Below are 26,222 nucleotides of genomic sequence, written 5' to 3'. Positions count from 1 at the left end.
TTTAGTTTTACTATATTAATCTTCTTGTTTTTGCCCCATCATCATTAAATAGGCTTTTAAAAACTGATCTATATTACCGTCCATAACAGCATCTACATTACCAGTTTCTTCTGCAGTACGTACGTCTTTTACCAGTTTGTATGGGTGCATAACATAATTACGTATTTGCGAACCCCATTCAATCTTCATTTTTCCAGCTTCAATTTCGCTACGTGCCTCTTGTTTTTTACGCAATTCAATTTCGTATAATTGAGATTTAAGCATTTTCATAGCAGTAGCTCTATTATCGTGTTGCGAACGAGAGTCCGAACACGAAATTTGTATACCAGAAGGTTTGTGACTTAATTGTACTTTAGTCTCTACCTTGTTTACATTTTGGCCTCCAGCACCACTAGAACGAGCTGTTGTAATTTCTATGTCTGCGGGGTTAATTTCTATTTCTATGCTATCATCTGCTAACGGATAAACATAGACAGAAGCAAAAGAGGTGTGTCTTTTGGCATTACTATCAAATGGAGAGATACGTACCAAACGGTGTACGCCATTTTCTCCTTTTAACCATCCAAAAGCATAATCGCCCTCTATTTCTAGAGTAACAGTTTTTATACCAGTAACATCACCTGCTTGGTAGTTTAGCTCCTTTATTTTGTATCCTTGTTTTTCTGCCCACATGAGATACATACGCATAAGCATAGCTGCCCAGTCGCAACTTTCTGTTCCGCCAGCACCTGCAGTTATTTGTAAAATAGCTGTAAGTTCATCTCCTTCATCAGAAAGCATATTCTTAAACTCTAAGCTTTCAATATGTGTTTTAGCTTTGTTATAGTGTAGTTCTACTTCTTCAGCAGTAACATCGCCTTCTTTTAAAAATTCAAGTAAAACTTCAAGGTCTGCTATAAGTGTTTTAGCATCATCAAAATCTTTTACCCATTTCTTTTTAGACTGTAGCACTTTCATTTGAGCTTGCGCTACCTGTGCATTATCCCAGAAATTTGGAGCTAAAGTTTTTTCCTCTTCATTTTCTATTTCTATAAGCTTGGCATCTATGTCAAAGATACCTCCTTAACGCACCAAGGCGATCTAAAAGATCTTTGTACTGATCTGTTGTTATCATTCTTAAAATAATTTAAAAGCAAAAATAACACTAAACTATGGTTGTACAATCTATTTTATATAAATTTAGAAAATCAAAAAAAGAACCAATGAGACGTATTTCTATTTTTCTACTACTAGTATGTAATTGCATTATGGTAACAGCTCAATTTGCAGAAAAGAGTAAAAATTTTAAGAAATACGAGGGCTACTTTTCTTTTTATTACGATGCAAAAACAGATAAAGTATATTTAGAAGTTAACGATCTAGAAAAAGAGTTTCTCTATGTAAACTCTTTAAGTAGTGGTGTTGGCAGTAATGATATTGGTTTAGATAGGGGGCAGTTAGGAGATAGAAGGGTTGTGTACTTTAAAAAAGCAGCGAATAAATTATTACTAATACAACCCAATTTAAAATACAGAGCTATAACAGACAATTTATTAGAAAAACAATCTGTTGAACAAGCGTTTTCAAAATCTATTTTAGGCGGATTTAAAATTGAGGAAGAAAAAAACGGAAAATTTATTATAGATATTACGAGTCTTTTTATGCAAGATACGCATGGAGTTATATCTAAATTGAAGAATACGGGGCAAGGTTCTTATAGTTTAGATGCTACAAAAAGTACTTTTAATTTAGAGCGAACAAAAGCGTTTCCTAAAAATATAGAGTTTGATGTTTATCTTACTTTTAAAGGGGAAGCAAAAGGGAGGTATATAAGTTCGGTAACACCAACATCTAGTTTGGTTACTGTGGCACAGCACCATTCTTTTGTGCAGTTGCCAGATGCTGGATATAAAAAAAGAGCCTATGATCCTCGTAGCGGTTCTTTTCTGTTTTCTTATTATGATTATGCTACTCCGGTACAGAAGGATATTAAAAAACGATTTGTAGCAAGACATCGTTTAGAAAAGACAGACCCAAATGCAGCGGTAAGTGAAGCTGTAGAGCCTATAATTTATTATTTAGATAACGGAACACCAGAACCTATACGTTCTGCGTTATTAGACGGAGCAAAATGGTGGAACCAGGCATTTGAATCTATTGGGTATAAAGATGCTTTTCAGGTCAAAATACTACCGTCAGATGCAGATCCAATGGATGTTAGGTATAATGTAATACAATGGGTACATAGGGCAACAAGGGGCTGGAGTTATGGGGCTAGTGTTACAGATCCTAGAACAGGGGAGATAATAAAAGGCCATGTTAGTTTAGGAAGTTTACGTATACGTCAAGACTTTTTAATAGCACAAGCATTAACAGATAAACCTTTTGCTAAACGTAATGATAATTATGAAAAAATGCTAGAGTTGGCATTGGCGCGTATACGTCAGTTATCTGCGCATGAAATAGGACATACCTTAGGTTTTGCGCATAACTTTGCTGCTAGTAGTAATAATAAGGCTTCGGTTATGGACTATCCTCATCCACAGTTTTCTTTAAAAGGGACTACAATAGATTTTTCAAATGCGTACGCAACAGGAATAGGAGCGTGGGATAAGTACACCGTTGCCTATTCATATTCAGATTTTAAAGAGGGAGTAGATGAAGAAAAAGCACTAAAAGAAATTATAGCAAAATCGCATAAAGAAGGATATCGTTTTATATCTGATAGTGATGCAAGAGCAAGTGGCGGTGCACACGCATACGCACATTTATGGGATAATGGTAGTAACGCAACCGAGGAGTTGAATAATGTTTTAAAAATTAGAGAAGTTGCTATACATAATTTTTCTATTGATAATATTAAGGACGGAGAACCAAATTCTGTCTTAGAAGATGTGTTTGCGCCGTTGTATTTTTTTCATAGATACCAAACTGAAGCTGTATCTAAAGTAGTTGGTGGTTTAGATTATAATTACGCAGTAAAAGGAGATGGACAGTTTACGGTTAAAACTGTCTCTAAAAAAGAACAACAAGAAGCTTTGCGTACACTGCTTAAAACCGTAAATGCGAATTATATTGCAATACCAAAAAATAAATTAGATTTGTTTCCGCCAAGAGCAATGGGGTATAACAGAACAAGAGAATCTTTTAGCGGAAAAACTGGAGTGTCTTTTGATCCGCTTTCGGCAGCAGAAACAGCAGCAGATATTACACTTTCTTTTTTATTACATCCGCAAAGAGCATCTAGGTTAATACAACAAAAGAGCTTAGATAAGAATCAGCTTGGTCTGCCAGAAGTTTTAGATGCTTTGGTAAACGAAACTTTAAGATCGGAAATTAAGGATGCTTACTTAAGTGAAGTGCAGCAAAACATAAATTTTAGAACCTTATTTTATATATTAAATTTAGCTGCTAGTAAAAATGTGCATCCACAAGTGAATGCAATTGCAAATTTTAAATTGAGAGAAATTAAAAAAGAGTTTGTTTTAAAAGATAATGCGTATGCATTAGAAGTTGTTACAAGAATAAATCATTTTCAAGAACATCCAGAGCTGTTTACTACAGTAAAATCTCCTAAAATTCCTGATGGATCACCAATAGGAATGGAATGTTTGTCAAACTAAAAATAAATATTAATTAGAATGAAAATTAACCTTATAAGCGATACGGTAACAAAGCCAACACCAGAGATGCTAAATGCGATGTTTGCATCAGAAGTTGGTGACGATGTGTTTAAGCATGACCCAACGGTAAATGAGTTAGAAGCTAAAGTAGCTGCTATGTTTGGTATGGAGGCTGCTTTGTTTTTTCCTAGCGGAACAATGGCAAACCAGACAGCAATAAAATTACATACGCAACCGGGAGAACAATTGATATGCGATAAGTATGCCCATATTTTTAATTATGAAGGTGGTGGTGTTAGTTTTAATAGTGGCGTTAGTTGTAGGTTGGTAGATGGTCATAGAGGTATGATGACGGCAGAACAGGTTGAAGAAGTAATTAATCCGCCAGATTTTTACCATAGTCCACTTACTACTTTAGTGTGTATAGAGAACACTACAAATAAAGGAGGCGGTGCCTGTTGGGATTTTAAAGAGTTAGAAAAAATAAAAGCAGTTTGTGAGAAACACGGGTTAAAGTATCATTTAGATGGTGCTCGTTTATGGAACGCACTCGTAGCTAAAGGAGAATCTGCAAAGCAATATGGTGCTTTATTTAATACGATAAGTGTTTGTTTAAGTAAAGGATTGGGGTGCCCAGTAGGTTCTGTTCTGGTTGGCTCTAAAGAAGATATACAGCGTGCTATACGTGTTCGTAAATTGTTTGGAGGCGGTATGCGCCAAGCTGGTTATTTGGCAGGAGCTGCAATTTATGCTTTAGATAACCATATAGAACGTTTACAAGAAGATCATAGAAAAGCTAAAGAAATAGGAGAGGTGTTAGCTGGTCTTAACTTTGTAAAAAGTGTAGAGCCTATAGAAACTAATATTATAATTTTTGCTATTGATGAAAAGCGAATTACACAAGAGCAATTTTTAGCTAAGTTACAAGAGAATGATGTAGAAATAATAGGAATGGGGCAGGGCAAACTAAGAATAGTTACTCATTTAGATTATACAGATAGTATGCATACTAAGTTTATATCTATTTTAAAAAGTTTATAGATTGTTTAGAGAACTAATATTGTTTCTTAAGTTTTTTATTCCATTCTCCATTCCGGCTTCAGAAGAGTAAAATTGACTTTTTCCAATAACTTTACCTTCCAGATTTTTTAAATTAAATAAGAATTTACCATTATAATCAGTCTTACGTTCAAAAATGTTAAGACTGTTTATAGCGGGTACTATATTCTTAATTGTAGTATTTAATTCTTCTTTACTAGAAAAATTATCCCCTTGTAACAAGACAATATTATTTGCTGTTTTTAAATGAAATGTGAATGTATTGTCGCTATTCTTGATTATATGTATCATAATTTATCTTTTGTTTTAAAGATAATATAATTTTAATTCTAAAATTATAATAATTTTAAGGTTTTATTAAGAGTGTGTAATTGCTTAAAAATTAACTCTTGTTAACCCTTGAATACTCAGTAAATAGGCGCTTTAAATATTTTTGTTCTCTTTTTTGTGTTTTTTCGCTCATAAAATTTTATATTTGCAGTCAAACATTAACATATTTTAACATTAATTAAACACATTAACCACAAATGAAAAAATTATTATTCTTATTGGCAGTTATGACTGCATCAGTTACTATGGCTCAAGATTTGCCAACAAATCCAGAACCAGGTAAATGTTACGTACGTTGTACAACTCCGGATGTATACGTAAACGAATCTATAACTATTACAACTAAGCCTGCATATTCTGTTTTAAAAACAGTACCTGCTACTTTTAAGACAGTGACAGAGCGTGTATTGGTAAAAGACGAAAGTAAGACACTTAGAGTTGTACCTGCAAAATGGGGAACTGAAACAATTTCTTACGTATCTAAAGAAGGTGGTAATACATTAAGTATTACTCCAGCTAGTTTTAATCCTAGTTCAGAAACTATTGAAGTTAAGCCAGCATATGCTGTATGGGAATTAGGTGCTTCTGCTCCTGATTGTGCTTCTGGTAATCCTGACGATTGTAGATACTGGTGTTACAAAGGTTACCCAGCTGAATTTACAACTATTCAGACTCAAGTATTAGGAGCAGATGCTTCTGTATCAAAAACTCCAATTGGATCTAGAGATGCTTCTTACAAGAAAACGATATTGGTTTCTGGTCCTTCTGTTGTTGAAACTATTATTCCTGCAGAATACAAGGAAATTACTAAAACTATTTTAGATAAAGATGCTTTTACTAGCAATGTATCTGTACCTGCTGTTACTAAAACAATCACTAAAGAAGTTTTAAAGCAAAAAGGTGGTCTTACTTCTTGGAGCGAAGTTGAATGTTCTTTAGTGCAGTACCAAGCTTTACCGATTAACTGGAACTTAGGTAGCTCTACATTAACTGCAGAAGCTAAAAGAATTATTGATTCTAGATTAATGCCAATTTTAAGTCAAAATCCTGGTGTTAAATTAGAGATTGCTTCTCATACAGATGCAAGAGGTAACAATGCTTCTAACCAGAGTTTATCTGAAAAAAGAGCTAAGTCTGTTGCTGATTACTTAATTACTAAGGGTGTTAACTCTAGTTTATTAGTAGCAAACGGTTACGGTGAAAACAAATTAAAGAACAGATGTAAGGATGGTGTTTCTTGTACAGAAAGAGAGCACGCTGCTAACAGAAGAACTGAGTTTAGATTAATTAACAACTAATAGATTATCTATACTAGTTAATTACAAACGAATACAAAAGGGCTTTCAATTAATATTGAAAGCCCTTTTGATTTTATAAACATTCATAGTTCTCATTTTATAAGACTAGATACATAGTCTTAATCCTTTTTACCTTTAAGTTTATTGTGTATACCTTGCTTTTAAGGCAATATTAATCTTTAAGTTCTTTTGGTAACTACAATTAATGTTTTGCCATAGTAAGGTATTTAAATAGGTTAGTTGTGGTGTAAAAAAAAGACCTTCAAAATAATTGAAGGTCTTTTTTATGATTTATAAAATATAAATAATTAATTCATATATTTTTTTAAAAACTTAATATGATGTTGTACTTCACCATTCATACTATACCCATGTAAAGCGCCTTTTTCTCTTCCTTTACTATCTAAAATTTTAAGGTTAGGAAAAACACCCTTTTTATTATACTTAGCCATTAAATCCATATTATGCTTTAATTGCTCAGGAGTAAGTAAGTCATTGTTTCTAGGAATATCTACATAAAGTAATTCATAGTTTTTTGCAATTTCTTTAAATTCGCTTGTTTCAAATAAATCTTTTTTAAGCATTTTACAAGGTCCACACCAATCGCTGCCAGTAAAATATACTAAAATGTTTTTATCTTGTTTTTTAGCTCTTTTTAAAACTGTCTCGTAATCCGTATTCCATTCTACATCTGCAATTACTTTAGTAGAAGTTGCTGTACCAAATACTATTGGGAAAATTAGGGCTATTAATAAGTGTTTCATCTTTGTCTTTTTTTTAGTGTTGCAAAAAACTTGCCATTATTATTTAAATAACGAATCCATTCCCGGAATATTGGGCAAACCATCTTTTGCAGCAGCACCTAATTCTGTTTCATTAACCTGTGTAGCTCTTTCTATAGCCTTGTTTAATGTTATAATTAAGTAATCTTCTAACTGTTCTTTATCCTTTAAAAGACTTTCATCAATCTCTATACTTTTAATAGTCCTGTTTGCTGTAATGGTAACTTTTAGAGTATTATCACTAGATTTTTCATCAATTAAAACAGAATTTAAGCGTTGTTTTGTTTCTTCAACCTTTTGTTGGGTTTCTTTAAGTTTTCCCATCATTCCCATCATATCTCCAAACATATTTTATAGTGTTTTAATTATTTCTTAGCAAAATTAATAAATTGTAGCTCAATCAATCTTAAAAAAAAATGAAAGTCACAAAAAATGTATTGTTATGTTAGTTAGTATTATTTTTGTTGCTTCATGTAAATAAAAAGAGAAGCCTATGGCTAGTATTAAAATTCCTGTTGCAAAAAAAGAACCTAAAGAATTAGTTAAGCATAACGATGTTAGAATAGACAACTATTACTGGTTAAACAATAGAGAAGATAAAGAAGTAACTACATACTTAGAAGAAGAAAATACATATTATAATACTTTAACGGCGCATACTAAGGACTTTCAGGATGCTCTTTTTAGTGAAATGAAAGCTCGTATAAAAGAAGATGATGCGTCTGTGCCGTACAAGCTAAACGGGTATTGGTATGGTACTCGTTACCAAATAGGAAAAGAATACCCAATATATTCTAGACGTAAAGGTGAAGAAACAGCTCCGGAAGAAATTTTGTTTGACTGTAATGAGTTGGCAAAAGGGAATGACTATTTTAATCTTAGCGGAGTTGCAATAAGTCCTAATAATAATTTAGCTGCTTATGGTGTAGATACTGTATCTAGACGGGAATATACTATTAGAATAAAAAACTTTGAAACAGGTCAAATTTATGATGACGTTATAGAGAATACTACAGGTAGTAGCGTTTGGGCGGCAGACAATAAAACATTGTTTTATACAAAGAAAGATTCGGTTACCCTAAGATCAGATAAAATATACAAGCATAAATTAGGCACACCAACTACAGAAGATGAATTGGTGTATCATGAAGAAGACGAAACATTTAATACCTATATATACAAGACTAAATCTAAAAAGTTTATTGTTATAGGTTCTTCTAGTACATTAACATCTGAGTATCGATTTATAGAGACAGATAAGCCAGATTCAGAATTTAAGATTTTTTCTCCAAGAGAAAGAGGGTTAGAGTATTCTATAGCACATTACGGAAATCAGTTTTTTATACTAACAAATAAGGATAAAGCCTTTAATTTTAAGTTGATGAGGTGTAGTGATACAGCTACTACGTCTAATTTATGGGAAGAGTTTATACCGCACAGAGCAGATGTATTACTTGAAGATTTAGATATTTTTAAAGATTATTACATTTTATCTGAAAGAGAAAATGGTTTAAATAATATAAAAATAGTGCGTTGGGATACAAACGAAGCTTATTATTTACCGTTTGAAAATGAGACATACACTGCATATGTTGGGACTAATCCAGATTTTGACACTTCAATCTTAAGATATGGGTACAACTCTTTAACTACGCCAAGCTCTGTAATAGATTTTAATATGGATACCAAATCCAAGGAAATTAAAAAAGAGCAAGAGGTTTTAGGAGGTGTATTTAATAAGGAGAACTATAAGTCTAAGCGAATTTGGGCTACAGCTAGAGATGGTGTTAAAGTGCCAATGTCTATTGTGTACCATAAAGACACAAAGTTAGATGGTACTAGTCCTGTTTTACAATATGCATACGGTTCTTATGGCTATACTATAGATCCTTATTTTTCTACAGTGCGTTTAAGTCTGTTAGATAGAGGTTTTATTTATGCAATAACACACATACGTGGAGGTGAGTATTTAGGAAGAAAATGGTACGAGGATGGTAAACTTTTAAAAAAGACAAATACTTTTACGGACTTTGTAGATTGTTCTAAATACCTAATAGATACTAAGTATACAAGCAAAGAGCATTTGTATGCTTCTGGTGGTTCTGCTGGTGGTTTATTAATGGGTGCAATAATTAACATGGCGCCAGAATTATATAATGGTATTATTGCAAGTGTACCTTTTGTAGATGTTGTTACTACAATGTTAGACGATTCTATACCACTAACTACGGGTGAGTACGACGAGTGGGGAAACCCTAACGATAAGGAATATTATGAGTATATGAAATCTTATTCTCCTTATGATAATGTTGTGGCACAAGATTACCCAACAATGTTAGTAACTACAGGTTTACATGATTCGCAAGTACAGTATTGGGAGCCGGCAAAATGGGTAGCTAAATTAAGAGAACTTAAAACAGATACTAATTTATTGTTCTTAGATACTAATATGGATGCAGGCCACGGTGGAGCATCTGGTAGGTTCGAGGCCTTAAAAGAGGTGGCAAAAGAGTATGCCTTTTTAATAGATTTAGAAGGAAAAATCTCTAAGTAAAAAAAAATACTTAAATTTGTACCGTATTTGATAAGCAAACCAATAGAAGTTTATCATATCATAACCAAATGCGCATGAAAAATAAAATTAATGCCTACAACAATGTTTTAGAGTTAATAGGTAATACTCCATTAATTAAAATTAATAATATTACGAGCTCCTTTAAAGGGGAATATTACGCTAAAGTAGAGGCTTTTAATCCAGGTCATTCTGCAAAAGATAGAATAGCAATTCATATTATTGAAGAAGCAGAACGTAAAGGGATTTTAAATGAAAACAGTACAATTATAGAAACTACATCTGGTAATACAGGTTTTAGTATTGCTATGGCTAGTATTGTTAAGGGGTACAAATGTATTTTAGCAGTAAGCTCTAAATCATCTCCAGATAAAATAGATATGTTGCGCTCTATGGGTGCGCAAGTCTATGTTTGTCCTGCTCACGTTAGTGCAGATGATCCAAGATCTTATTATGAGGTTGCAAAAAGGTTGCACCAAGAAACAGAAGGTTCTATATATATTAATCAGTACTTTAACGAGTTAAATAGAGAAGCTCATTACCTTTCTACTGGTCCAGAAATTTGGGAGCAGACAAATGGTAATATTACGCATCTAGTTGCTTGTAGTGGTACAGGAGGTACAATTTCTGGAACAGCTAAGTATTTAAAAGAGCAAAACCCTAATGTAAAAGTTATAGGAGTAGATGCTTTTGGATCTGTATTAAAGAAATACCATGAAACGCGTGAGTTTGATGCAAATGAGATTTACCCATACCGCATAGAAGGTTTAGGTAAAAACCTTATACCAGGAGCAACAGATTTTGATACTATAGATAAATTTATAAAAGTTACCGATGAAGAAAGTGCACATACCGCAAGGGAAGTGTCTGGTACAGAAGGACTTTTTGTAGGGTATACAAGTGGAGCTGCTATGCAAGCTGTAAAACAACTACATGCAGAAGGTGAATTTGATGCTAATAGTAGAGTAGTGATTATATTTCCTGATCACGGGTCTAGATATATGAGTAAAATTTATAGTGATGAATGGATGGAGGCTCAAGGCTTTTTAAACGCTGTTAAGACAGAGGAAAAAGCAGAGATTCAATTTGTTAAGTAAAAAATAAACTACGTAAAAACAAAAAAAAACAATGAATTTTAATTCATTGTTTTTTTTTGTTCATAAAATTGTTATGAAAACTTGCTGAAATTCTGTACTTTTGCAGACAGCCAAAATAGCTTAGATGAGAGATTTATTTGATAGAATACTAGCGAACAAAGGACCATTAGGAAAATGGGCATCGCAAGCAGAGGGATATTTTGTTTTCCCAAAATTAGAAGGAACCATTTCTAATAGGATGAAATTTCAAGGGAAGGAAGTAATTACTTGGAGTGTTAACGATTATTTAGGTTTAGCAAATCATCCAGAAGTACGTAAAGTAGATGCGCAAGCGGCTGCAGATTACGGTTCTGCGTATCCAATGGGTGCGCGTATGATGTCTGGACATACAGATTTACACGAGAAGTTACAGAATGAATTAGCTTCTTTTGTAAATAAAGAGTCAGCTTACCTTTTAAACTTTGGTTATCAAGGTATGGTATCTACTATAGATGCTTTGGTGTCTAAAGATGATATTATTGTTTATGATGTAGATTCTCATGCTTGTATTATAGATGGTGTTCGTCTACATATGGGTAAACGTTTTACGTATAAGCATAACGATATAGAGAGTTTAGAGAAAAACTTAGAGCGTGCTACTAAAATGGCAGAACAAACTGGTGGAGGTATTTTAGTTATCTCTGAAGGTGTTTTTGGTATGCGTGGTGAGCAAGGTAAATTAAAAGAAATAGTTGCTCTTAAGAAAAAGTTCAACTTTAGATTTTTGGTTGATGATGCTCACGGTTTTGGTACTTTAGGTAAAACTGGTGCTGGTGCTGGTGAAGAGCAAGGAGTACAAGATGATATAGATGTATACTTTGCAACATTTGCTAAATCTTTAGCAAGTACAGGAGCATTTATAGCTGCTGATAAAGAAATTATAGATTATTTAAAATATAACTTACGTTCTCAAATGTTTGCAAAATCTTTGCAAATGCAACTTGTGGTGGGTGCTCTTAAGCGTTTAGATATGCTAAGAACTATGCCAGAGTTAAAAAATAAGCTATGGGAAAATGTTAATGCATTACAAAGTGGTTTAAAAGAACGTGGTTTTGATATAGGAACTACAACTAGTTGTGTAACACCAGTGTTTTTAAATGGTAGCATACCAGAAGCTATGGCTTTGGTTAGAGACTTAAGAGAAAATTATGGTATTTTCTGTTCTATAGTTGTATACCCTGTAATACCAAAAGGACTTATTTTATTAAGAATGATTCCTACAACTTCTCATACATTAGAAGATGTTAACGAAACACTTATTGCTTTTGATGCAATACGTGAGCGTTTAACAAATGGTACATACAAAAGATTGTCTGCCGCTGTTGCAGCTGCAATGGGAGAGTAAATAACTTTTATTACATATACTAAAAAACCCAAGCTTATAAGCTTGGGTTTTTTATTTATATTCTGTTGTACTTGGTCTTAATTTTAGAATTTTTGACTAGTAATTATTTGTTTTATGTTTGCTTTTAAATCTTCACCAGCATCATAGACCATTTGTTCGTTACTAGGGAACTGTATAGATCTTAAGCTTAGCATAGATATTAAGTCGCTACTTAAAGCTCTTTTATCTCCTCTGTAGTTTGCATAGTTGTGTATAAAAGCAAATTCACTAGATAGTGGATATGAGTTTACTTGTTGCTGTGTTTTTAAATCTACATAACTAACAACACCTGTAACTTGTGCAGTCTTAGATTGCGTAAATTGATAAAAGTTACACGTAACAGTTTTAAACTTATCTGTTTTTACTTTATTCCCGTCTTCATCTACTACAACTTGGCCATCTTCGTCTAAAACATACTTAAAACCATCTTTAACTTGTGTTTCTTTCACAAGCTCTTTTTCTCTTATTTGTTCTGGAGATATATTAATATCTCTAAAATCAACCTGCATTTCATAATCGTATACAATATTGTTTACAGGACTTGTGTGGTACACTGTCCATAAGCTGTTTAGACCATAGGTATTAAAGTTAAGTAAATCATCCTCTAGACGTACAGGAATAATTTTGTCTGTACTGTTTACAGGCCTAACTTTTACATAATCGATGCCTTTGTTGTGCGCTTCTTCAATTTTTACTCTAGTGTCTGCATAGTTAGGACTTAGTTCATTTAAATAGTTGAAATCGTCATAAGCTCTTCTATAATCATCTTTTTGTACTGCATTTGCCAATAAATTACTAGCATTGCTATATAGGTATTCTGCTAGTTGTTTTTTAGATGATAAAATTTTATCATCATAGTTCTTAATATCAAACTTAGCATTTCTATTTTCTTCCGTAATTCTTAGGGGAAGTAATGGTTTTATTTGCTCTTGAATGTTTTTAAGTCTACTGTATGCATTAAAAATATTTTCGTAATTAGCAGCATTACCATCTTTTTTTAAGAACGTAATTTTGTTTAATTCTCTTTCTGTATTTTTCTTAAAGGCATCTTCTAATAAAGCGATATAGGGCTGATTGCTTTTTTTTGTTTTATTAGCTGCTAAATTTTTTACAGACGTTTGTATAACAGATAGATAATTACCCGTGTTTATAGCTTCCTGAGTTTTTTTAACTCCCCCACAGGATGCTAAAAATATGGATACTGTGGTTAATAGTAGAAATTTTCTCATAACGTTTTGGTTTATTGTTGTAGGTATGTTTTCAATAGTCGTGCCAACATACAAAAGAGCAAACGCTGTATGGTGCTCAATAGTATATTTTAAAGGGATTTTTGTACTCTTATTTTTTGATATAAATTTTTTAATCAGTGATTTTGTATTGATTTATAGTATAATTTATATACAATAAAGAATTAATTTTGAGTACTTAAATCTAATTTCAAAATGATTAAAAAAAAGAAAAATTCCTGTTAAGGAATTTTTCTAATCAATAGTATAAGTTGTAATTTATTTTATAGTAACTGCAGGTAATAATTTTGTAGAAACTTCTCCAAAACCAATACGAACACCATCTTTACTACAGAAACCTCTAAGGGTTACAGTATCATTATCTTCAATAAACTTTCTAGTCTCACCATTAGCTAAAGGTACGGGCTTTGTACCCTGCCAAGAAAGCTCTAACATAGAACCGTAAGAATCTGGAGTAGGTCCAGAAATTGTTCCGCTACCCATCATGTCTCCGCTGTTTACTTTACAGCCATTAATTGTATGGTGCGTTAATTGTTGCGCCATTGTCCAGTACATGTATTTAAAATTAGATTTAGATACAGTTGTTGGTTCTCCGTTTTCAGGTGTAATATCTACTTCTAAATTAATGTCAAAAGATCTATTCCCCTTTTGTTGTAAATACGGAAGAGGTTTAGGTTCTTGAACAGGACTTTCTGTTCTGTATGGTTCTAAAGCATCTAAAGTTACTATCCACGGAGAAATTGAAGAAGCAAAGTTTTTAGCTAAAAACGGACCTAAAGGTACGTATTCCCATTTTTGAATATCCCTAGCGCTCCAGTCATTAAAAACAACCATACCAAAAATATAATCTTCGGCTTCATCAATAGGTATTGGTTCTCCTAGAACGTTAGCATCTGTAGTTATAAAAGCTGTTTCTAGCTCAAAATCTACTAATCTAGAAGGTCCAAAAACTGGTGTTTCTGCTCCTTTAGGTAATGTTTGTCCGTTTGGTCTATGTATTGGTGTTCCACTAGGTATAATTGTAGAACTTCTACCATGGTACCCTACTGGTATGTGTAACCAGTTAGGCATAAGAGCGTTTGCAGGGTCTCTAAACATAGTGCCAACATTGGTCGCGTGTTCTTTGCTAGAGTAAAAATCTGTATAATCGCCAATTAATACTGGCAATTGCATTTCTACTTCTTCCATAGTAAACAACACAATTTTTTTGTGTTCTTCATTATTTTGTAAAGCAGAATTATTTATGTCAAAAACTTCGCTAATTCTATTACGAACTAAACGCCAAGTTTTTTTTCCGTCTGATATAAAATCATTTAAAGAATCTTGTAAAAAAATATCATCTGTTAACGGAATACCATCAAAATACCCTAATTGGTGCAGTGCACCTAAATCTATTGCATAGTTTCCTATACGAGTACCTATGGTAATAATATCGTCCCTAGTCAAAAATACACCGAAAGGAATATTCTGAATAGGAAAATCTGAATTAGAATCAACAGAAATCCAGGATTTTTTTGAAGGATCATTAGTTTTTATAGGCATATTGTACGTGTTAATTTTAATTATGATAAATTTCTTTTCAAATATATTATTTTCTTCTGATTAAAGAATCTCAATTTGTATTTTTACACTTTATTAACGCAATAAAATATCTATGCAACGCGATAACCAAATTTTTGATTTAATTAATGACGAAAAAGAACGTCAATTAGAAGGAATAGAATTAATAGCTTCAGAGAATTTTACGAGTCCACAAGTTATGGAAGCGGCAGGCTCAGTGCTTACCAATAAGTATGCAGAGGGGTACCCTGGAAAGCGTTATTATGGTGGTTGCGAGGTTGTAGACCAAGTAGAGCAATTGGCTATAGATAGAGCTAAAGAACTTTTTGGAGCGGAATATGTTAACGTACAGCCGCATTCTGGTTCGCAAGCCAATGCATCTGTATACCATGCGTGTTTAAAGCCTGGAGATACTATTCTTGGTTTTGATTTGTCACATGGTGGACATTTAACTCATGGTTCTCCGGTAAATTTTTCAGGTCGTTTATATAGTCCAGTTTTTTACGGAGTAGAAGAGGAGACAGGTGTTTTAAATTATGATAAAATACAAGAGATAGCGACAAAAGAAAAACCAAAAATGATTATTGCTGGTGCTTCTGCTTACTCTAGAGATATAGATTTTGAGCGTTTTAGAGTTATAGCGGATAGTGTTGGTGCTTTATTATTGGCAGATATTTCTCATCCAGCAGGGTTAATAGCTAAAGGTATTTTAAACGATCCTATGCCACATTGCCATATAGTTACTACAACTACGCATAAAACATTACGTGGACCAAGAGGAGGAATGATAATGATGGGTAAAGATTTTGACAACCCATTTGGAATAACTCTAAAAAATGGAAACTTACGTAAAATGTCTGCGTTATTAGATTTAGCAGTTTTCCCTGGTAATCAAGGTGGTCCTTTAGAGCACATTATAGCTGCTAAGGCAATTGCTTTTGGTGAAGCTTTAACTGATGAATATTTACATTATATGATTCAGGTTAAGAAAAATGCGGCGGCTATGGCAGCAGCATTTATGAAAAAAGAGTATAAAATTATTTCTGGAGGTACAGACAACCACATGATGCTTATAGATCTTAGAAATAAAGATATAACAGGTAAAGATGCAGAAAAAGCATTGGTAAAAGCAGATATTACAGCAAATAAGAATATGGTTCCTTTTGATGATAAGTCTCCTTTTGTAACCTCTGGTATTCGTTTTGGAACTGCAGCGATTACAACACGTGGTCTTAAAGAAGAACATATGCAAACTATTGTTGATTTTGTGGATGCCGTAATTACGAATCCAGAAGATGAAGAAGTACTTGAAGAAATTAGAGAAAAAGTAAATGCTCTAATGGAAGGTAGAGCATTGTTTAACTAAGTTTTAAGCTTGTAACCGTTTTTATGGAAAACCTTAAAAAGGTTTTCCATAATTTTTAAATATGATCTACCATAAATAAGTCCCCCTTATTTGTGGTATTATTACTAACATCATATATCACGGCATCTTCTTCGGACTCATAATAAAGTCCCCAGAATCCGAAGTAAGATTTTTCAGTTATATTGGTTAAGTCTATTTTATCTTCTGGTAAAAGAGGTAGATGTATTTCTGTAGGTAACTCCAGTTTTTCCGTCATTAAATTGTCAATGTTGGTTACTAGAGTGTCCAGTATTGCATCTAAACTATTTACAATGCTATTTTCACAGACCTTACTAACTATTATAGAGGTATCTGTTAGGTAAATAGCAAGTTCAGCTATATCTACAAATTGCTCTGTATTATATCTTAAGCTTTCTAAGCTGCTATAGAATTCCTCTAGTCTTGAAGAATTTATATCTAATTTATCTTTTAACCAGTTAGAGTTGTTGTAATAACAAACGCCTTCTGATAGCCAAAAGTTTGATTGAAATTCTACACCTATTTCTAATCTGTCTTGTGTGTTTTTTAGAACTCTAATAAGTACACCAGAAAAATATGCTTTTTCTAGTTTATTTTTAAAGATTTCTAATTGTTCTAAAACACTTTTTGGGACAGTATTAGAATAGCGAATTCCATTGTATTTTGATGGATTAGTCATCATAGTATCAATTGTAGGTTATACTTAATACAAAACTATGATGATTTTCCGAATTTAGATTACACGTAAACCTCAAATTTTCTGAGGTTGTTATGTTTTAAAGGGGGTAAAATGTTAAAATTTAGAATGAAGCTTCTTTTTTCTGACTGTTTAATTATATAAAACCTCTTCTTTTTGCCTCGTTTATTAGGGCTAAATCGTTCTCGTTTTCTATATCAAAAATAAATTTCAACTTTCGTTTTCTGGTTTCAATTCCGGTTACAGAAAGATTTACATAGTCTACCAAATCTTTCGTTTTTATTCCTAACGATAAACGGTAAAGAATTTCTTTATCATCTTCGTTAATCATAATATTGTTTGTCATTGTTTTTCTGAAAACATCAATGGCAGATTTAGAATAATAAGTGCTATCATTTAAGACGTTATCTAACGCTTTTTCTAGTACTTCATCATTAACTTCGGTTTTAACAATATAACCATCGGGATTTACAGAAGAAAAAATATTACTAATTCTTAGACTATCGCTAAAAGAAGATTGGAATATTATTTTTGTTTTAGGTGATATTTCTCGTAGTAACATTCCTAAATTTTCTCCAGTTTTATTTCCGTCTATGTTTTCTTTGTCTGGTTTTTCTATCTGAATATCTAAAAAGGCAACATCAAAAATAGTACTTTCTATAAGTTCTTTTGCTTTTTGGTAACTATTGGCTATAGTTAGATTGATATTATATTTAGCTGGATTTATGTCAGCAAAAGTGTATTGATACCCTTTTAAAATAAGTTGATGGTCATCTACTGCTAATATTTTTAAGGTTCGCATATTATTTTAAACTTTGATCTTGTTTATGTGTGTACTATATTTTTGCTGTCTAAGGGAATAGTAATGATAATTCTAGTTCCGTTATCAATTTCACTGCTAATTTTTACATCAGCATTGATTTTGTTAGCTCTAGAATAGATGTTTTTTAGACCTATTCCTCTTTTCTTTTTTTGGAGGTTAAAACCTACGCCATTATCAGATAAAATTACAGTTAAATTTGAATTTTTCATACTTAAATCTAATAAAATATTTTCTGCCTTAGAATACTTAACGCAGTTTTGCACTCCTTCTTGTATCATTCGATACAAGTTAATTTTTATTTCAGCGTTTAAGTGATCCCAGTCTATATGCTTGTCAAAATTAAAGTTGGTTTTAATGCTAGAAGCTTTACTTGTATTGTGTAATAATTCTATTAAAGAGTTTGTAAAGTTTTGCATCTTTTTAGAAGAAGCAGCGCTAAGTGTATGGGAAATAGTCCTTATTTCTTCTGCAGTTTCTCGCAGTTGTTTAATTAGATCTAAACGTTCTGCCATTGCCTCCTCATCTGCTCTTTTGTTGGTAGCCTTTAAAATTAGACCAATACCAGTTAAGCTGCCAAGTACCCCATCATGAAGTTCTTGAGATATTCTTAATTGTTCTTCTTGTTTTGCTAGAGCTAACTTGCCTTTTTGCGCAAGCATTAAATTAAAGGTTTCTAAATTGGTTTCTTGTTGTTCTTGTTCAAATTTTAATTTCTGGTTTTTTAAATATTGACTACCAATAACAAAAACTGCAAATGCTAATAATAGTGCGCCTATAACAAAATAAATAAGCACTTGTTTTTGTTGTTCTAGAATTTCTTTCTCTTCTATTACTTCATCAGTTTCGTATTTAATTCTTGTAAACTTGTCTTGTAGTAAGCGTTCTTCTGCAATTAAACTATCATTTAGTACAATGTATTTGTGCGCGTATGTACTTGCGTTAATTGGGTCTATTGTAGTTAGGATGTCATAAGCTTGTAGCAGTCTTTTATTGTTTTTATTTATAATGGCGTACTCTTCAGATTTTTTGGCATTTTCTAAGGCTTTAGCAGTGTCTTTTTTATAGACATAAAACTCAGCTAAATTAAAATGACTTATGGCTAAACCAGAAATATCATTTAAACTATCTCTTAACTTTAAAGAGTAAAGTAATTGACTTTCTACATTAATAGTGTCACCAGATTTTAATTTTGTAGATGCCAGATTATCTAACACTTTAGAATAAAATGCCGTTTTGTTTTCAAATAAACTATCTACTTCTAATATTTTTTTATAATTTTTAATAGCGCTTTTATAGTCTCCTTTATCTCTGTAAACATTCGCAATATTATTAACTACAGATGTGTTTATTGTATTGTTTGGTTTGTATTTTTTGTAATACTCTAGTGCCTTGTCATAGTAACCTAAGGCTCTGTCATGTTCTTTTAATGCATTTGTTACGGATCCTAGGTTGTTGTAAGTGTGGTATAAATTTTTGTCTACACCATCTAATTTTTTATATAATTCAATAGCTTTGATAGTGGATATTTCACTGCCTCTATAGTCTTTTACATTAGATTGAAGTACTGCAAGGGATCTTAGAATATCTCCTTCTTTCAAGATATTCTTCTGTAATCTTAAAATGTTTTGAGCTTTTAAATAATAAAAATAACTACTGTCTACTTTTGCTTTAGTTTGAAAAAAATAGGCCAAATCCCAGTAAGCAAAAGCTAGTAGGGTAGAATCATTTTGACTGTGAGATAAATCAATTACTTTTTTGTTCGTTTCTCTAAAGTTTACAGAATCTTTTTGAGATAAATAGGTATACGCTAATGACTGTAATTGTTTTCTGTAAATTGAATCTTTTTTGTTTTGTAATAGGTTAGTGGTGTCTTTAGTTTTTTGTTCGTATTTTGTTTTCTCTGTAGAACTATTTTTTTCCTTTTCGTTGGTGCACGATGAGATTAAGGTAATTAATAGGAACAGCGTATAAAATTTTTGCACGTAGATTTGGTTTAAGGAAACACCAAGGTATAAAAAAAGCCTTAAATGTTAAATTTAAGGCTTATAAATATTTTTTTTATTATCTATATGTTCTAATCTGGGGATTAGTTTACAGCACCACCACTACCTTTAGGGGCTTCAACTTCATCGTCGTCCGTAGCAACTTCTCCACCACTACCTTTAGGAGCTTCAACTTCATCGTCATCCGTAGCAACTTCTCCGCCACTACCTTTAGGGGCTTCAACTTCATCGTCGTCCGTAGCAACTTCTCCGCCACTGCCTTTAGGAGCTTCAACTTCATCGTCATCCGTAGCAACTTCTCCGCCACTACCTTTAGGAGCTTCAACTTCATCGTCATCCGTAGCAACTTCTCCACCACTACCTTTAGGAGCTTCAACTTCGTCATCATCAGTAGCGTTTACATTTTCGTATAAAGCATCATTAGAATTAGTGTCTACATCACAAGAGAATAATAATAGACTAAAAATAAACATCGCAAGCAGGTTAATTAAATTTTTCATAATCATTTTTTTTGGTTATTTTTTTATTGCTTTGCTAAAGTATAATTATTCACTTATGAAAAAAGTAAGAATTTATTTCTTTTAGTATGTGGTTTACTTCTGATAGTTATTTTGCTGTTTCTGTTAGGATTTAGTTAATTCTGTGTGGAAATTGCATTTTTCCCCATTTTGCTTTTTAATTTATCTATATTTTCTTTATAGGTTTTTGAAAAAGGAAGCTGAAGATCTGACCTTTTTATATTGCATATGCTTTTTCCGTAGTTAATTCTAGATACATACTCGGTATTTAAAATGTAGCTTTGGTGTATTCTTATAAAATTTTCTGGTAATTTATGTTCAAATGTTTTTAGTGTTTTAAAAGCACTAATTTTCTTTCCATTATTTAAAAATAAATCTGTAGCATTATTATCTGCTTTTAGATATAGAATTTCTGAAGTATCTATATATTGGTAATCTTTATAAGATTGTAAGCATAGCGTAGGTGCTGTTTCTTTTTTAGGAGTTTGTTTTCTTATTTTAAAAACAGATTTTCTAATTTCAAACTCATTGTAAGGTAGTAACCAATAATCAAAAAAACCATTTTTAATAGCTTCATAGGCATAGTCTTTAGTTGTGCTAACGCCTATAATTAATGGAATTTGATCAATATATTGATGTAAGTCAGAGACCATTTGAAAGTACTCTCTTGTGTTTTTTTGTAAATCAACAAAAATGATGTCTGGACTGTATTTTAAAATACTGTTTAATGCAACGTTAGAATTCTCTGAAATATCTACACAAGAAAAGTCGTTGTATTCTTCTAAAAAATGCTGTAGTTGCAAATTAGAGGAAGCAGAGTTGCCTATAATAATGTATGAATAATTCATTCCTAACGTTCTAAGTATAAAATTAAGTATAGATCGCTGAAATTGATTATAGGTAAACCTCTAATTTTATGTGGTTTTAAGTGTTAAAATATTGATTTTAACCCGTTTTAGAGGTATAATCTTACTTTTTTAAAAGAAATTAGATTAATTAGTTGTTAGGAGCAAATTCATACGCGCCAATATCTGGAGAAGAGGTTCTAGAATTTCCATTAATATCTAATGGTATTTTTAGCGCACTATTTTTATCTGCATTATCTATTGCAGCCGAATTATTTTTGATTTCAAAATTATGCTTTAGGGGATTTATAAAAGCTGTTTCTGCAGAAATATAAGGAAGTATGTAATGTGTTATATCTTTAAAGTTATAAAGATTACTTGTTATTTCAGTATCAAATTTAATAATACAATTTGTAAACTTAAAGTTTAGTACGTTAGATGAGGATTCTAATAATAGGAGTTCATTGGTTGCGTTGCCATCTATGATACTATTTGTAAAGTTAGCCTCTAATGTATTTGCTACGCTAGTAGTAGAGGTGTTATTTATTTGTAAGGCTGTACCTGTACGATACGTTTTGGTCCAATAGTTGGCAATTGTAGTGTGATTAAAATTATATGTACCCGTTTGTTTTAGTTGTAATGATGCAAATCCAGCATTCGCAATTATACAATTATAAACGTCAATATTAGAATTAAGCGCATAGACATTAGTTTGTAGGCTATTGTATATTTGTGTGTTACTAAGGGTTAGGGTAGTGGTTTTGTTTTCTGTTTTTCCGTTGATATAAATACCAATACTTGCATTTTTTATAGTAGCGTAGTTTATGCTGTTATTTATGCTCCCTTTTGTAAACCAAAGACCTCCCCATTGTCCGGCTACATTTTTATAAGAAGGCTCTAATCTATCTGCTTCAAAAATAACTTCATTTTCTAATAGGTCCTGGTTTGTACTTAGTTTTCCGTTAACCTGTATGCTTGCCTGGTCTTTTATTAGGATGCCAGAATTTTTATGAAAATAGATTCTGGCACCAGCTTCTATTGTTAAAGTCTCGTTTTCTGGTATTGTAGCGTAGCCGTAAATTACGTATGGTTTATTTGCTGTAAAATTTAAATTTTGATCTGTTAGAGCAAAGCCCTCTTTAGTTAGCTCTTCATTATTCTCGTCTAATGTTAAAATAATTGTCTCTGTAGTGCCATCTTCAAACTTAGTGGGAAACAAAAAAATGGCATCTTTAACCAAGCTTACAAGTTCTACTTTTTGTGTGTTGTTACCGCTATCAAATAAAACGGCATCAGTATATAAAAAATTTGAAGATTCTACATTCAAAGCATGTATCTCTACAAAGATATAAAGACTATCTTTTGCGTAAAGTGGTGTATTTGTAAAGCTATCGCCAGCTTGCCCGTCTACATTTAATTTGTAATAGCTATGAACTCCTTTTGCTAGTTCTATTTTAGGTATTTGTACATCTGTGTTGCTTTTATTGTAAACCTTAAAACCATACGTGCTGCTATTTATAGTAGAGAAAACTGTATCTAGGTAAACGGTGTCTTTGGAGAAAGATAGATTACCAGTACTATTTTCAAAATTAAAATCCTTACGACAAGAATTCCCTAAAATAACAAAGAATATAATTGCTATATATAATAAGGAATGCGCTTTCATTTTTAAATATGGATTAGTCTATAAAAATATTTTTAATTTCTTCAGAAACTCTTATAGGTCTAAAACTTTTTGAGTTTAATAAACACCATTCTGTTTTAGCTTTTAAAATAATCTTATTGGTTAAAGAGTTGCGCATTTCTACAATACGAACTGAAATTGCTCCTTCAGACTTTTTAATAAATGTTTTAACTTTAATAATATCGTCTAGTATAGCAGCAGCTTTATATTCTAAAAAATGGGTACTAACAACCCACATGTGGTTCTCTTGTATTTCTATACTAGCAGATGCTTGCCAATGTTCTTTAGATATATCTTGTACCCATTGTAGGTATCTAACATTGTTTACATGGTTTAAGTCATCTATGTCATCTGCGGTTACCGTAATAGTTTTGTGGTAAACTTTCAATGTCTTACTTTTTTATAATGTTAACTTCAAACATTTTATCCCAGTTTTTACCAGTTACAAAGAATGTTTTAGTAGTAGGGTTGTATGCAATACCGTTTAATACATCTACATCGTCTGTTTTGGTAACTTTATCTTTAAGTCCGTTAAAGTTAATAATACCTTCTACTACGCCACTTTTTGGATCTATAATTACGGCAACGTCTTGGCCAGATTGCCAAGTATTTGCATAGATTTTACCATCTGCGTATTCTAGTTCGTTGATTTTAACTAGTTTTTTACTATTTGTGTATATTTCTATAGCGCTTTCTTCTATTAATGTTTCTGGATTTAATGTCCATATTTTTTCGGACCCATCACTCTTGTATAATTTTTCTCCGTCATTACAGAATCCCCAACCTTCTTTACTTTTTCCGTAGGTAAACTGGTCAATTTCTTTAAAGGTATCTACATCGTAAACAAAGCCAATATTACTTTGCCAAGTAAGTTGGTATATTTTATTATTTAAAATAGTAATACCCTCTCCAAACTGGGTGTTTTTTAATTTGTGCTCTTTGTAAATAGTACCGGTTTTGTAGTCTAGTTTAACTAAAACAGATTTGCCTCTTTTTCCTGTTCCTTCATACAACGTGTCTTTATAGAACTCTAAGCCTTGGGTAAAGTAATTTGGGTTATGTGGGTATTCATTAATTACTTCGTACGTATATATATTAGGAGACTTGGAAGCAAAAACAATGATTTTTTTAGAAATCTCTGCTACCGTATCATCATATTTAATTTCTGCGGTAATAGTTTTACTACCTACTTTAGGCATATCTAAAGTTAATTTATTTTCTTTTATATCAACTTTTTCACCATCTATAGAATAGGTAATACTGCTAATAGTCTTGTTTTTTTTGTTTTTTAGGTTGATATCTACCGTTTCATTTTGGTGAAATTTGGCATTTTTCCCTGAAATCTGTATTTCAAATAGGCTTGAAGCAGGAGTATTTGCTCCTCCACAAGAAGCTAGTAAAATAGTTAGTGCGCTGTAAGTTAAAAACTTAAGTGTTTTCATGATAGTAGTGTTATTCCTAAGCAAGGTATTTAATAAAAATTAGATAGAAAAATGATTGCGTCAAATTTAAAAGATTGTATATTTGCAGCGGCAAGTCCTACACGACCAGCTCCTGTTTAATCCCCCAGGGTGGGAACGCAGCAAGGGTACACGGTTGAGCGGTGCGATGTAGGTAGCTTGCCATTTTTTATGCGCTAAATTTAGCAAAGCATAATTTCCACCATCCTTTATTTATTTGTTAATTTGCACTCATAATTATCTACAATAATATGAGTAAAAAAGTAGTCTTAATAACAGGCGGTTCTTCAGGTATAGGAAAATCAATAGGTATATATTTAACTACACAAGGCTATAAGGTTTACGGCACTACACGTAATAAAGCAAAATATCCAAATTTTAACGATTTTGATTTAGTTGAACTAGATGTTAGAAAAACAGAAACTATAGCGCAAGCTGTATCTTATGTTGTAGCAAAAGAAGGTTGTATAGATGTTTTGGTAAATAATGCAGGTGTTGGTATTACGGGCCCAATAGAGGAAACTCCAAACGAGGAAATTGTAAATGCATTTAATATTAACTTAAATGGTCCTATAAATTTAATGAAAGCTGTTTTGCCGCAAATGAGAAAGCAAAAAAGCGGACTTATAATTAATATTACATCTATTGCTGGTTATATGGGATTGCCGTACAGAGGTATTTATTCTGCTAGTAAAGGAGCTTTAGAGCTTGTGGTAGAAGCAATGCGTATGGAGGTAAAAGATTTTGGTGTGCATATTACAACTGTTGCGCCCGGAGATTTTGCTACTAATATAGCTTCTGGTAGATACCACGCACCTCTTTTAGAAGATTCTGCATATAAAAAACCTTACGGCAATACGTTACAGGTAATGAATGAGCATGTAGATTCTGGTGAAGATCCAATACAGGTTGCAAAAGTAGTGTTTAAAATAATGAATACTAAAAAGCCAAAAGTACATTATAGAGTAGGAGCTTTTATGCAAAAATTTTCATTGTTTTTAAAGAAAGTTTTACCAGATAAAACATATGAAAAATTATTATTGAACCATTACAAGTTGTAGTTTTGTACAAATTGTAAAATAGGCTTATTAACAGCTATATTTATTTAAAACATAATTTTTAAAATAACACAAGATGAAATTTTTTATTGACACAGCAAATTTGGCACAAATCAAAGAAGCACAAGAATTAGGTGTTTTGGATGGTGTAACAACTAACCCTTCTTTAATGGCCAAAGAGGGCATTACAGGTAGAGATAATATTTTAAAACATTATGTAGATATTTGCAACATCGTAGATGGTGATGTTTCGGCAGAAGTTATTGCTACGGAGTACGATGCAATGATAAAGGAAGGTGAAGAATTAGCAGAATTACATGCGCAAATTGTTGTTAAATTACCAATGATAAAAGATGGTATTAAAGCATGTAAGTATTTTTCTGACAAAGGAATAAGAACTAATGTAACTTTGGTTTTTTCTGCAGGTCAGGCTTTATTAGCTGCTAAAGCAGGTGCTACTTATGTGTCTCCTTTTATTGGTAGATTAGATGATATTTCTACAGACGGTTTAAACCTTATTGCAGAAATTAGACACATCTATGATAACTATGGTTTTGCTACAGAAATTTTAGCTGCATCAGTAAGACATACAATGCATGTTATAAACTGTGCTAAAATTGGTGCAGATGTAATGACAGGACCTTTGTCTTCTATTGAAGGGTTATTAAAGCACCCTTTAACAGATAGTGGTTTGGCTAAGTTTTTAGAAGATTATAAAAAAGGAAACTAAGTTTCTTTATACAATATAAAAAAATCCCCTAGAATTTATTCTAGGGGATT

General features: G+C 32.1%; 23 protein-coding genes and 1 other RNA gene. 10 read left to right on the top strand and 14 right to left on the bottom strand.

The features are described from left to right. Window positions 1–15: 15 nt before the first annotated feature. A protein-coding gene (prfB, locus tag M4I21_RS02975; RefSeq protein WP_249557540.1) for a peptide chain release factor 2 occupies window positions 16–1,114 on the bottom strand; the annotation gives its coding sequence in 2 pieces (ribosomal slippage) (window positions 16–1,050 and window positions 1,052–1,114; 1,098 coding nt in all). 88 nt (window positions 1,115–1,202) lie between these two features. Here prfB and M4I21_RS02970 point away from each other — a divergent pair. Further along, window positions 1,203–3,602, top strand: a complete 2,400-nt coding sequence (locus tag M4I21_RS02970; RefSeq protein ID WP_249557539.1) for a zinc-dependent metalloprotease — start codon at window positions 1,203–1,205, stop codon at window positions 3,600–3,602. Between the two features lie 18 nt (window positions 3,603–3,620). Continuing rightward, window positions 3,621–4,643: a threonine aldolase family protein gene (locus M4I21_RS02965; RefSeq protein ID WP_249557538.1), complete on the top strand. Its 1,023-nt coding sequence runs from the start codon at window positions 3,621–3,623 to the stop codon at window positions 4,641–4,643. Here M4I21_RS02965 and M4I21_RS02960 read toward each other — a convergent pair. Beyond that, window positions 4,638–4,952, bottom strand: a complete 315-nt coding sequence (locus tag M4I21_RS02960; RefSeq protein WP_249557537.1) for a YegP family protein — start codon at window positions 4,950–4,952, stop codon at window positions 4,638–4,640. The two genes, M4I21_RS02965 and M4I21_RS02960, sit on opposite strands and share 6 nt — an antisense overlap. A 236-nt stretch (window positions 4,953–5,188) precedes the next feature. Here M4I21_RS02960 and M4I21_RS02955 point away from each other — a divergent pair, with 236 nt between their 5' ends. Continuing rightward, on the top strand, window positions 5,189–6,289 hold the full coding sequence (locus M4I21_RS02955) for an OmpA family protein (RefSeq protein WP_249557536.1): 1,101 nt from the start codon (window positions 5,189–5,191) through the stop codon (window positions 6,287–6,289). Between the two features lie 308 nt (window positions 6,290–6,597). On the opposite strand, the gene M4I21_RS02950 is transcribed toward M4I21_RS02955, so the two are convergent. Continuing rightward, on the bottom strand, window positions 6,598–7,053 hold the full coding sequence (locus tag M4I21_RS02950; protein WP_249557535.1) for a thioredoxin family protein: 456 nt from the start codon (window positions 7,051–7,053) through the stop codon (window positions 6,598–6,600). Window positions 7,054–7,092: 39 nt separating this feature from the next. Then, window positions 7,093–7,419: a YbaB/EbfC family nucleoid-associated protein gene (locus tag M4I21_RS02945; RefSeq protein WP_249557534.1), complete on the bottom strand. Its 327-nt coding sequence runs from the start codon at window positions 7,417–7,419 to the stop codon at window positions 7,093–7,095. 145 nt (window positions 7,420–7,564) lie between these two features. On the opposite strand from M4I21_RS02945, the gene M4I21_RS02940 reads away from it, so the two are divergent. The 3 genes from M4I21_RS02940 to capB all read left to right on the top strand — a co-directional run bounded on the left by M4I21_RS02940 (window position 7,565) and on the right by capB (window position 12,124). Then, window positions 7,565–9,625 (top strand): S9 family peptidase, encoded by a 2,061-nt coding sequence (locus tag M4I21_RS02940; protein ID WP_249557533.1) that lies wholly within the window; start codon window positions 7,565–7,567, stop codon window positions 9,623–9,625. Between the two features lie 74 nt (window positions 9,626–9,699). Next, a complete protein-coding gene (gene capA, locus M4I21_RS02935) occupies window positions 9,700–10,740 on the top strand; it encodes a cysteate synthase (RefSeq protein ID WP_249557532.1) in 1,041 nt (346 codons plus the stop codon). A gap of 124 nt (window positions 10,741–10,864) precedes the next feature. Beyond that, on the top strand, window positions 10,865–12,124 hold the full coding sequence (gene capB / locus M4I21_RS02930) for a cysteate-C-fatty acyltransferase (RefSeq protein WP_249557531.1): 1,260 nt from the start codon (window positions 10,865–10,867) through the stop codon (window positions 12,122–12,124). Window positions 12,125–12,207: 83 nt separating this feature from the next. Here the strand turns inward: capB and M4I21_RS02925 are convergent, their stop codons facing one another. Then, entirely contained in the window at window positions 12,208–13,392 is a 1,185-nt protein-coding gene (locus M4I21_RS02925) for a hypothetical protein (RefSeq protein ID WP_249557530.1), read from the bottom strand. Window positions 13,393–13,668: 276 nt separating this feature from the next. Next, on the bottom strand, window positions 13,669–14,952 hold the full coding sequence (fahA, locus tag M4I21_RS02920; protein ID WP_249557529.1) for a fumarylacetoacetase: 1,284 nt from the start codon (window positions 14,950–14,952) through the stop codon (window positions 13,669–13,671). Between the two features lie 112 nt (window positions 14,953–15,064). On the opposite strand from fahA, the gene glyA reads away from it, so the two are divergent. Beyond that, window positions 15,065–16,336 carry a serine hydroxymethyltransferase gene (glyA, locus tag M4I21_RS02915; protein WP_249557528.1) on the top strand — a complete coding sequence of 424 codons (1,272 nt, stop codon included), beginning with the start codon at window positions 15,065–15,067 and terminating at the stop codon, window positions 16,334–16,336. A 55-nt stretch (window positions 16,337–16,391) separates the two neighbouring features. On the opposite strand, the gene M4I21_RS02910 is transcribed toward glyA, so the two are convergent. The 8 genes from M4I21_RS02910 to M4I21_RS02875 all read right to left on the bottom strand — a co-directional run bounded on the left by M4I21_RS02910 (window position 16,392) and on the right by M4I21_RS02875 (window position 24,366). Next, window positions 16,392–17,036, bottom strand: coding sequence for a hypothetical protein (locus M4I21_RS02910; protein WP_249557527.1), 645 nt, complete (start codon window positions 17,034–17,036; stop codon window positions 16,392–16,394). Between the two features lie 151 nt (window positions 17,037–17,187). Continuing rightward, window positions 17,188–17,853, bottom strand: a complete 666-nt coding sequence (locus M4I21_RS02905) for a response regulator (protein WP_249557526.1) — start codon at window positions 17,851–17,853, stop codon at window positions 17,188–17,190. A 23-nt stretch (window positions 17,854–17,876) separates the two neighbouring features. After that, the gene (locus M4I21_RS02900; protein WP_249557525.1) at window positions 17,877–19,856 is read right to left on the bottom strand and encodes a tetratricopeptide repeat-containing sensor histidine kinase; all 1,980 of its coding nucleotides are present in this window, start codon (window positions 19,854–19,856) and stop codon (window positions 17,877–17,879) included. 104 nt (window positions 19,857–19,960) lie between these two features. Further along, complete coding sequence (locus M4I21_RS02895; RefSeq protein WP_249557524.1) at window positions 19,961–20,377, bottom strand: hypothetical protein; 417 nt, start codon at window positions 20,375–20,377, stop codon at window positions 19,961–19,963. 134 nt (window positions 20,378–20,511) lie between these two features. Then, complete coding sequence (locus M4I21_RS02890) at window positions 20,512–21,243, bottom strand: LytR/AlgR family response regulator transcription factor (RefSeq protein ID WP_249557523.1); 732 nt, start codon at window positions 21,241–21,243, stop codon at window positions 20,512–20,514. A 148-nt stretch (window positions 21,244–21,391) separates the two neighbouring features. Next, window positions 21,392–22,906, bottom strand: coding sequence for a choice-of-anchor Q domain-containing protein (locus tag M4I21_RS02885; protein WP_249557522.1), 1,515 nt, complete (start codon window positions 22,904–22,906; stop codon window positions 21,392–21,394). Between the two features lie 13 nt (window positions 22,907–22,919). Continuing rightward, window positions 22,920–23,312: an acyl-CoA thioesterase gene (locus M4I21_RS02880; RefSeq protein WP_249557521.1), complete on the bottom strand. Its 393-nt coding sequence runs from the start codon at window positions 23,310–23,312 to the stop codon at window positions 22,920–22,922. Window positions 23,313–23,316: 4 nt separating this feature from the next. Beyond that, a complete protein-coding gene (locus tag M4I21_RS02875) occupies window positions 23,317–24,366 on the bottom strand; it encodes a glutaminyl-peptide cyclotransferase (RefSeq protein ID WP_249557520.1) in 1,050 nt (349 codons plus the stop codon). Window positions 24,367–24,454: 88 nt separating this feature from the next. Between M4I21_RS02875 and ffs the strand changes: the two genes are divergently transcribed. The 3 genes from ffs to fsa all read left to right on the top strand — a co-directional run bounded on the left by ffs (window position 24,455) and on the right by fsa (window position 26,172). Next, an RNA gene (ffs, locus tag M4I21_RS02870) (signal recognition particle sRNA small type) lies at window positions 24,455–24,552 on the top strand. An 83-nt stretch (window positions 24,553–24,635) separates the two neighbouring features. Then, on the top strand, window positions 24,636–25,445 hold the full coding sequence (locus M4I21_RS02865; RefSeq protein WP_249557519.1) for an SDR family oxidoreductase: 810 nt from the start codon (window positions 24,636–24,638) through the stop codon (window positions 25,443–25,445). A gap of 73 nt (window positions 25,446–25,518) precedes the next feature. Beyond that, window positions 25,519–26,172: a fructose-6-phosphate aldolase gene (gene fsa / locus M4I21_RS02860; RefSeq protein WP_249557518.1), complete on the top strand. Its 654-nt coding sequence runs from the start codon at window positions 25,519–25,521 to the stop codon at window positions 26,170–26,172. The last annotated feature ends 50 nt before the right edge of the window (window positions 26,173–26,222 follow it).

Origin of the sequence: Cellulophaga sp. 20_2_10 (genome assembly GCF_023476645.1) — a bacterium.
Lineage (GTDB): Bacteria > Bacteroidota > Bacteroidia > Flavobacteriales > Flavobacteriaceae > Cellulophaga.
This window is presented reverse-complemented; position numbering and strand designations above follow the sequence as displayed.

Excerpts from the sequence above, each read along its gene's own strand:
- M4I21_RS02875 (WP_249557520.1), bottom strand. The coding sequence starts at position 24,366 with ATGAAAACACTTAAGTTTTTAACTTACAGCGCACTAACTATTTTACTA.
- M4I21_RS02905 (WP_249557526.1), bottom strand. The coding sequence starts at position 17,853 with ATGCGAACCTTAAAAATATTAGCAGTAGATGACCATCAACTTATTTTA.
- M4I21_RS02960 (WP_249557537.1), bottom strand. The coding sequence starts at position 4,952 with ATGATACATATAATCAAGAATAGCGACAATACATTCACATTTCATTTA.
- M4I21_RS02865 (WP_249557519.1), top strand. The coding sequence starts at position 24,636 with ATGAGTAAAAAAGTAGTCTTAATAACAGGCGGTTCTTCAGGTATAGGA.
- M4I21_RS02950 (WP_249557535.1), bottom strand. The coding sequence starts at position 7,053 with ATGAAACACTTATTAATAGCCCTAATTTTCCCAATAGTATTTGGTACA.
- M4I21_RS02955 (WP_249557536.1), top strand. The coding sequence starts at position 5,189 with ATGAAAAAATTATTATTCTTATTGGCAGTTATGACTGCATCAGTTACT.
- M4I21_RS02925 (WP_249557530.1), bottom strand. The coding sequence starts at position 13,392 with ATGAGAAAATTTCTACTATTAACCACAGTATCCATATTTTTAGCATCC.
- capA (WP_249557532.1), top strand. The coding sequence starts at position 9,700 with ATGAAAAATAAAATTAATGCCTACAACAATGTTTTAGAGTTAATAGGT.
- M4I21_RS02885 (WP_249557522.1), bottom strand. The coding sequence starts at position 22,906 with ATGAAAGCGCATTCCTTATTATATATAGCAATTATATTCTTTGTTATT.
- glyA (WP_249557528.1), top strand. The coding sequence starts at position 15,065 with ATGCAACGCGATAACCAAATTTTTGATTTAATTAATGACGAAAAAGAA.
- M4I21_RS02970 (WP_249557539.1), top strand. The coding sequence starts at position 1,203 with ATGAGACGTATTTCTATTTTTCTACTACTAGTATGTAATTGCATTATG.
- M4I21_RS02940 (WP_249557533.1), top strand. The coding sequence starts at position 7,565 with ATGGCTAGTATTAAAATTCCTGTTGCAAAAAAAGAACCTAAAGAATTA.
- M4I21_RS02945 (WP_249557534.1), bottom strand. The coding sequence starts at position 7,419 with ATGTTTGGAGATATGATGGGAATGATGGGAAAACTTAAAGAAACCCAA.
- fsa (WP_249557518.1), top strand. The coding sequence starts at position 25,519 with ATGAAATTTTTTATTGACACAGCAAATTTGGCACAAATCAAAGAAGCA.
- M4I21_RS02890 (WP_249557523.1), bottom strand. The coding sequence starts at position 21,243 with ATGAATTATTCATACATTATTATAGGCAACTCTGCTTCCTCTAATTTG.
- M4I21_RS02895 (WP_249557524.1), bottom strand. The coding sequence starts at position 20,377 with ATGAAAAATTTAATTAACCTGCTTGCGATGTTTATTTTTAGTCTATTA.
- M4I21_RS02910 (WP_249557527.1), bottom strand. The coding sequence starts at position 17,036 with ATGATGACTAATCCATCAAAATACAATGGAATTCGCTATTCTAATACT.
- M4I21_RS02965 (WP_249557538.1), top strand. The coding sequence starts at position 3,621 with ATGAAAATTAACCTTATAAGCGATACGGTAACAAAGCCAACACCAGAG.
- capB (WP_249557531.1), top strand. The coding sequence starts at position 10,865 with ATGAGAGATTTATTTGATAGAATACTAGCGAACAAAGGACCATTAGGA.
- fahA (WP_249557529.1), bottom strand. The coding sequence starts at position 14,952 with ATGCCTATAAAAACTAATGATCCTTCAAAAAAATCCTGGATTTCTGTT.